The sequence below is a fragment of the Amycolatopsis thermalba genome, assembly GCF_003385215.1.
GTDB lineage: Bacteria > Actinomycetota > Actinomycetes > Mycobacteriales > Pseudonocardiaceae > Amycolatopsis_E > Amycolatopsis_E thermalba.
Genome location: NZ_PQHW01000026.1, coordinates 60,908 through 67,653, shown reverse-complemented (window position 1 = coordinate 67,653; position 6,746 = coordinate 60,908). Strand labels below are relative to the sequence as shown.

Genomic DNA, 6,746 nt, shown 5'->3' with positions numbered 1-6,746 from the left:
CCCCCACCAGAACCCACCACCCTGGGCGGCCCCGCACCTCCCGCACCGAAACCCGCCACGCCAGGCGGCCCCGCACCCGCCGCATCCAGGCTTCCCGTCACCGGCTCCAGCAGCAGCACGTCGCCCGAATCCACCATCGTCGCGTTGGCGGTGTGCCGGTGTGTCCGCCAGGCGGGATGCCGCTCGTAGAACGCCGCCAGTGCCTCGGCTCTCCGGGCGGCGTCCGGGAAGCCCCGGATCCACACGAAGCGGTCCGGGTCGTCCAGGTCGCGGAACTGGCCGTACACCCGCATCCCCGCCTCGGCCTGCGACTCCACGAAATGCCGGTCGAACAACGCCACCAGCTCCTCGCGCCGCCCCGGGTGCAGCGTGTACTGCCGGAGCTCGAACAGCTCGCACATCTCGGTCATCGGGTCCCCCCTCGTCGTGGTCCATCAACGCGCCCGAGGCTAGCGGCCACCACCGACAATTCCGGAGCCACCGGTTGCCGCGATCCGGTTTACTTCACCTGTCCGAAAAACTCCGACATCCCGCCGACATCGTCGGCTGCCATCCTGACCCGGCACGATCAAGGAGGCAGCGGTTGAGCACCACCCCAGCACAGGCGAAACAGTCCCCCGCCGAGCGGGTCCTCGGCTTCGTCGAACGGGTCGGCAACCGCCTGCCGGACCCGTTCTTCCTGTTCGTGTACCTGTTCGCGGCACTCGCGGTGATCACCACCGCGGTCGCCGCCTGCCACGTCACCGTCACGGTGCCCGGCACGACGCAACCGGTGGCCGTCAAGGGCCTGTTCACCGGCGAGGGCGTGCGGTTCCTGCTGAGCAAGCTGGTCGACAACTTCGTCACCTTCCCGCCGCTGGGCAACGTCCTGGTGATGCTGCTGGCCGTCGGCCTGGCCGAACGCGCCGGGCTGCTCGAGGCGGCCGTGCGCGCGGTCTTCTCGCGCGCCCCGCGCTGGCTGCTGCCGTTCGCGGTGTCGCTGGTGTCGTTCCAGGCGCACGTCATGGCCGACGCGGGCATCATCGTCATCCCGCCGCTGGCCGCGCTGGTGTTCCGCGCCGCCGGGCGGCACCCGGTGGCCGGCGCGGTGGGCAGTTTCGCCTGCGTCACCGGCGGTTACGGCGCCGGCACGCTGCTCGGCAGCTACGACGCCCTGCTGTCGGGGCTCACGCAGAAGGCGGTGACCGTCGTCCCGGTCGCGGTGCAGCCGCAGGTCACCATGGCGATGAACTGGTTCTTCACCACGGCGGCCGGGCTGCTCCTGCCGTTCCTCGGCGCGTGGCTGACCGCGCGCGTGCTGGAGCCGCGGCTGGGCCCCTACACCCCGCCCGAAGGCACCGCGGCGGACGAGAGCGCGGCGCTGACCCCGGTGCAGCGCAAGGGTTTGCGCCGCGCCGCGATCGTGCTCGTGGCCTACGTGGTGGTAGTCGCCGGGGCGTGGCTGCTGCCGGGCAGCCCGCTGCGCGGCGACAACGGCTCGCTGATCAGCTCACCGCTGCTGACCGGGCTGGTGCTGGTGCTGTTCCTGGCGTTCGTGCTCGCCGGGATCACCTACGGCGTCACGACCGGCACCATCACCGGACCGGGCGACGTGCCGTCCATGATGGCCGAGGCCGTCAAGGACATGGCCGGCTACATCGTGCTGATCCTGGCGATCTCGCAGTTCATCGCCGTGTTCACGTGGAGCAACCTGGGCACGCTGCTGGCCGTGCGCGGCGCCGAGTTCCTGCAGTCGGTGCACCTGACCGGGTTCGCCGGCATCCTCGCGTTCGTCGTGCTGGTGTCGGTGCTGAACCTGTTCATCACGTCCGGCTCGGCGCTGTGGTCGCTGGTGGCGCCGGTGTTCGTGCCCGCGTTCATGCTGCTGGGCTACGACCCCGGGTTCGTGCAGGCCGCCTACCGCATCGGTGACTCGGCCACGCAGATCATCACCCCGCTCAGCCCCTACCTGTTCGTGCTGCTGACCGTGCTGCGCCGCTACGAACCGGACGTCCGCCTGGGCACGCTGATCGCCCGCATGTCGATCTTCGTGATCCCGTTCTGGGTGGTGTGGGTGGGGTTGCTCGCCGTGTTCTACTTCGGGGACATCCCGTTCGGCCCGGGGGTGCACGTGCACCTGCCGCGATGAGAGGAGCCCGATGGATCTGGTCGCCCTGCGCCGGGACGTGCACGCGCACCCCGAGCCCGCCTTCTGCGAGGTGCGGACGGCGGCGACGGTGCTGGCGCACCTGCGGGAACTCCCGGTCGAGGTGCGCACCGGCGTCGCGGCCATGCGGCGCGAGGGCGTGCCCGCCTATCCGGACGAGGCCACGCTGCGGCGCTTCGCGGACCGGGCCGTCGAGACCGGCGCGGACGCCGGGGACGTGCGGCGGTTCGCCACCGAGGGCACGGCGATCATCGCCGACCTTGCCGGCCGCCGGCCCGGTCCGGCGTGGGCGTTGCGGTTCGACATGGACGCGCTGCCGGTGACCGAGGCCGACGACCCGGCGCACGCGCCCGCGGCGAACGGGTTCCGCTCCCGCTACGAGGGGTTCATGCACGCGTGCGGGCACGACGGGCACGTGGCCATCGGGCTGGCGCTGGCGCGGCGCCTGGCCGACCGCGACTTCCCCGGGACCGTGCGGTTCCTGTTCCAGCCCGCCGAGGAGGGCGGCCGGGGTGCCCGCGCGATGCTCGCCGCGGACGCCGTCGCCGGGGTCGACCGGTTCCTGGCCGTGCACCTGGGCCTGGACCTGCCGGCGACGGCCGTCGCGGCGGGGATCACCGGCATCTTCGCCACGACCAAGATGCGCGCCCGCTTCACCGGGGTGGCTTCGCACGCGGCGGCGGCGCCCGAGGACGGCCGCAACGCGCTGCTCGCGGCCGCGACGGCCGTGCTCGGCATCCACGGCCTGCCGCGGTTCTCCGCGGCCGACACGCGGGTCAACGTCGGCACCCTGCACGCCGGGGGCAACGTCAACATCGTGCCCGCGGTGGCCGAGCTGACCTGCGAGGCGCGGTCGAAGGACGGGGCGGTGAACGCCGACCTCACCGAGCGGGTCAAGCAGGTGCTGTGCGGGGCCGCGCAGGCACAGGGCGTGGCGGTGGAGATCGAGGAGACCGGCGGTTCGACGTCGCTCACCTGCGACGACGAGCTGCTGGACGCGGTGCCCGCGGCCGCCGACGCGAGCGGTCACGGTGAGCGGGCCGTGCGGCTGCACGAGATGGGCGGCAGCGACGACGCCAGCCTCTTCGCCGAAGCCGTGCAGCGCGCGGGCGGCCTGGCCACGTACACGGTCGTCGGGGGCGGCAACCCGGCGCCGCACCACAACCCGTACTTCGACGTCGACGAGGCGGCGCTGCCCGTCGCGGTCGACGTGCTGGAGGCACTGGTGCGCCAGGTCACACGTACGGATGACAATACGTAGCCGACTCGGTGGTTCGGCGGATGTGTGCTCGTCTTCCCCGCGGGCACCCTTTGTGGTATGACCGCGCAAGAACTGCAGGCCCTGGCCGACACGGCCGCCGGGCTCATCCTGTTCCACAACGGCCTGTGGGGCGCGCCCACCTGCTACATGTGGGCCGGCCCCGACGGCGCCGCGGCCGGGCGCGTCCCGCCCTGGGAGTGCGAGGCGCTCGACCGGCTCAGCTGGCGCAAGCTGATCTCCGCCGCGCCCGGCCCGGGAACCGAGGACGTGCCCGTCGTGCCCACCGAGGCCGGGCTCGCCGAGCTCCGGGCGCAGCGGGCGCACGCAGCCTGAGGATCGCCGCCACCGCACCAGCGCGGTGAACTCCGGCGAACGCCTAGACCTCCAGCTCCGCGTGCACCTCACGCAGCAGGGCCGCCGCCGCGGGGGACAGTGGTCGCGCCGCCGAGTGGATCACCGAGACCGACCAGCGCAGCGGTTCGGCCAGCGGCACCTCGACCACGCCCGTCATCTCCCCCGCCGCGCCCGCGGGCAGGAAACCCACCCCGAGCCCCTGGCAGATGAGTGCCCGCGCCGTGACGTAGTCCGGCACCTCCAGCGGCACCTGCCGGCTCAGTCCCGCCCCGGCGAAGGCGCGGTCCACCAGCGTCCGGTTCCCCCATCCGGCCGGGAAGTCCACGAAGGACTCCTCCGCCAGCTCGGCGAGCGTCACCGCGCTCCGGCGCGCCATCGGGTGGTCCGGCGCGGCCAGCAGGCTCAGGTCCTCTTCCGCGACGATCTCGTGCGCCAGCCCCGCCGGTGCCCGCCCCGGCAGGGACGCCAGCGCCAGGTCCATCCGCCCGTCCAGCACCGCCCGCACGTGTCCCGCCGAGCCGGAGGGCGAGTACTGCAACCGCACGGCGGCGCGCGGGTGCCGCCGCGAGAACCGCCCCAGCAGCCGCGGCACGTTCACCCGCCCGGTTGACAGGAGCGTGCCCATGGTGACCACGCCGCGCACCTCACCGCTCGCGCCCGCCGCGGCCTGCGCCGCCGCGCGCGCCGCGGCCAGTGCGGTGCGCGCCTCGGGCAGCATGGCCGCGCCGGCGGCGGTCAGGGCGACCCGGCGGCTGTCCCGGTCGAACAGCTCGGCGCCGACCTCCCGCTCCAGCGCGCGGATCGCCGTCGACACCGCCGACTGCACGACCCGGAGCCGCTGGGACGCGCGCGTGAAGCTCAGCTCCTCGGCGACCGCGACGAAGTACGACAGCTGGCGCAGTTCCACACCGGCTATCTAACACCGCGATAGCTGCGAGCGAAAACATTCGTTGGACGAGATGGCCGGTCGGGCGCACCCTGGGCTCGTGATCACTGAGACCACCGCCCCGCGCACCGCGTCCCGCCGTCACGGCGCGGGCTTCTGGCTCGTCGCCTACACCTTCGCGGTGACCATGGGCTTTTCCGCGGCCCCGGCGCCGCTGTACGTGCTGTACCAGGCCAAGGACGGGTTCGGCCCGTTCACGGTCACCCTCGTCTTCGCCGCCTACGCGCTCGGTGTGATCGCCAGCCTGTTCGTGGCCGGCCACGTGTCCGACTGGGTGGGCCGCCGCCGCGTGCTAATGCCCGCGGTGCTGGTGAACGTGCTCGCCGGGGTCGTGTTCCTGGCCTGGTCGTCGGTGCCCGCGCTGCTCGCGGCGCGGTTCCTGTCCGGTATCAGCATCGGCATGCTCACCGCGACCGCCACCGCGCACCTGACCGAGCTGCACCTGGCCGCCCGGCCGGGCGCGGCGCGGACCCGGGCCGACGTCGTCGCGACGGCGGCCAACCTCGGCGGCATCGGGCTGGGCCCGCTCGTGACCGGGCTGCTGGCCGAGTACGCAGGCGACCCGCTGCACGTGCCCTACCTGGTGTTCCAGGCGCTGATGCTGCTCGGCGCGCTCGCGGTGACGCTGACGCCGGAAACCGTGACCGCCACGCGCGTGCGCTACCGCCCGCAGCGGGTTTCGGTGCCGCCGCACGCCCGCTCGCGCTACCTCGCCGCGGGGGCGGCCGCGCTCGCCGAGTTCGCCGTGTTCGGCCTGTTCACCTCGCTCGCGCCGGGGTTCCTGGCGAACACCCTGCACCAGCACTCGCACGCGCTGGCCGGGGTGAGCGTGTTCGCCGTGTTCGGGGCCGCCGCGGTCGCGCAGATCGTGCTGGCGCGCACGGGGTTGCGGCGGTTGCTCGCCACCGGGCTCGGGCTGCTGACCGTGGGGCTCGTGCTGGTGACGGTCGCGGTGTGGCTGCCCAGCCTCGCGCTGTTCCTGCTCGGCGCGGTGCTCGCCGGTGCCGGGGCGGGCGCCGGGTTCAAGGGCAGCATCGGGATCGTGCTCGGCCTGGCCCCGGCGGAAAGCCGGGGTGAGGCGCTGGCCGGGCTGTTCCTCGCCGCCTACACCGGGCTCGCGGTGCCGGTGCTCGCGCTCGGGGTGGCCACGCAGGCGGTGGACATCCGGGTCGCGCTGCTCGGGTTCACCGTGGCGCTGCTGGCGATCCTGGCGGCGGTGGTGCGGCGGCTGTTCCGGGCGAGCTGAGCGCCTGCACGTCCGCGTAGGCCGGGACGGGCGGGATCTCGCCGCCGGTGGCGACCGCGCCGGCCGTGCGGGCCACGGCCTCCAGCGCCGCCCGGAACAGCAGCGATCCGCAACTGATCCGCCGCACGCCGAGTTCGCCGAGCCGGTCCAGTGGCGGACCGGACGGCGAGAACAGGACGTTCACCGGGACGTCGGCCGCCGCGACCACCGCGGCGATCGACGTCTCGTCCGGCAGTCCCGGCACGAACACCCCGTCGGCCCCGGCCTCCTGGTAGGCGCGGACGCGGGCGACGGGGTCCTCCCCGGTCGCGAGCCAGTGCGTGTCGGTGCGGGCGTTGACGAACAGGCCGGGCGCGGCGGCCTTGAGCGCGGCGATCAGCTCCTGCTGGTGGGCGGGGTCGGCGAGGCGCCCGTTGTCGCGGCCGTCCTCGATGTTCACCCCGGCCACGCCCACGGCGGCCAGTTCCGCGCCGAGGGCGGCGACCTCGGCGGGGTCGTCGGCGAAGCCGCCTTCGATGTCGACGGTGAGGTAGCAGGGCAGGCGGGTCAAGCGCCGGGCGAGCGCGACGGTCTCGTCGCGGGTCGCGCCGGTCCCGTCGGGCAGGCCGGCCGCGGCGGCGACACCCAGGCTGGTGGTGCCGATCGCCGGGAAGCCCTCCGCCACCAGGACCGCGGCGGAGGCGTGGTCCCAGGCGTTGGGCAGCAGCAGGGGTTTGCCGGTGTGGTGCAGCTCGGCGAAGCTCATGCCGGCACGCTAGCGCCCGGAATCGTCGGTGCCGGCCGATACGATCGC

7 protein-coding genes are annotated in these 6,746 nt (G+C 73.9%); 4 read left to right on the top strand and 3 right to left on the bottom strand.

The window, feature by feature from the left end:
- A partial coding sequence (locus D0D15_RS13585; RefSeq protein ID WP_208646173.1) for a putative quinol monooxygenase occupies positions 1–410 on the bottom strand: 410 nt, incomplete at its 3' end.
- Between the two features lie 173 nt (positions 411–583).
- Between D0D15_RS13585 and D0D15_RS13580 the strand changes: the two genes are divergently transcribed.
- Genes D0D15_RS13580 through D0D15_RS13570 form a run of 3 tightly spaced genes read left to right on the top strand, consistent with a single transcriptional unit; the run spans position 584 to position 3,740 of the window.
- On the top strand, positions 584–2,128 hold the full coding sequence (locus tag D0D15_RS13580; RefSeq protein WP_094007993.1) for an AbgT family transporter: 1,545 nt from the start codon (positions 584–586) through the stop codon (positions 2,126–2,128).
- Between the two features lie 10 nt (positions 2,129–2,138).
- Positions 2,139–3,407 (top strand): amidohydrolase, encoded by a 1,269-nt coding sequence (locus tag D0D15_RS13575; RefSeq protein WP_115944474.1) that lies wholly within the window; start codon positions 2,139–2,141, stop codon positions 3,405–3,407.
- Between the two features lie 57 nt (positions 3,408–3,464).
- Complete coding sequence (locus D0D15_RS13570; RefSeq protein ID WP_094007991.1) at positions 3,465–3,740, top strand: hypothetical protein; 276 nt, start codon at positions 3,465–3,467, stop codon at positions 3,738–3,740.
- Positions 3,741–3,783: 43 nt separating this feature from the next.
- Here D0D15_RS13570 and D0D15_RS13565 read toward each other — a convergent pair whose 3' ends face one another.
- The gene (locus D0D15_RS13565) at positions 3,784–4,668 is read right to left on the bottom strand and encodes a LysR family transcriptional regulator (protein ID WP_233157459.1); all 885 of its coding nucleotides are present in this window, start codon (positions 4,666–4,668) and stop codon (positions 3,784–3,786) included.
- A gap of 79 nt (positions 4,669–4,747) precedes the next feature.
- On the opposite strand from D0D15_RS13565, the gene D0D15_RS13560 reads away from it, so the two are divergent.
- Positions 4,748–5,953 carry an MFS transporter gene (locus tag D0D15_RS13560; RefSeq protein WP_094007989.1) on the top strand — a complete coding sequence of 402 codons (1,206 nt, stop codon included), beginning with the start codon at positions 4,748–4,750 and terminating at the stop codon, positions 5,951–5,953.
- Here the strand turns inward: D0D15_RS13560 and D0D15_RS13555 are convergent.
- Positions 5,892–6,698 carry an isocitrate lyase/PEP mutase family protein gene (locus tag D0D15_RS13555; RefSeq protein ID WP_115944473.1) on the bottom strand — a complete coding sequence of 269 codons (807 nt, stop codon included), beginning with the start codon at positions 6,696–6,698 and terminating at the stop codon, positions 5,892–5,894. The genes D0D15_RS13560 and D0D15_RS13555 overlap by 62 nt on opposite strands.
- Positions 6,699–6,746 lie beyond the last annotated feature (48 nt).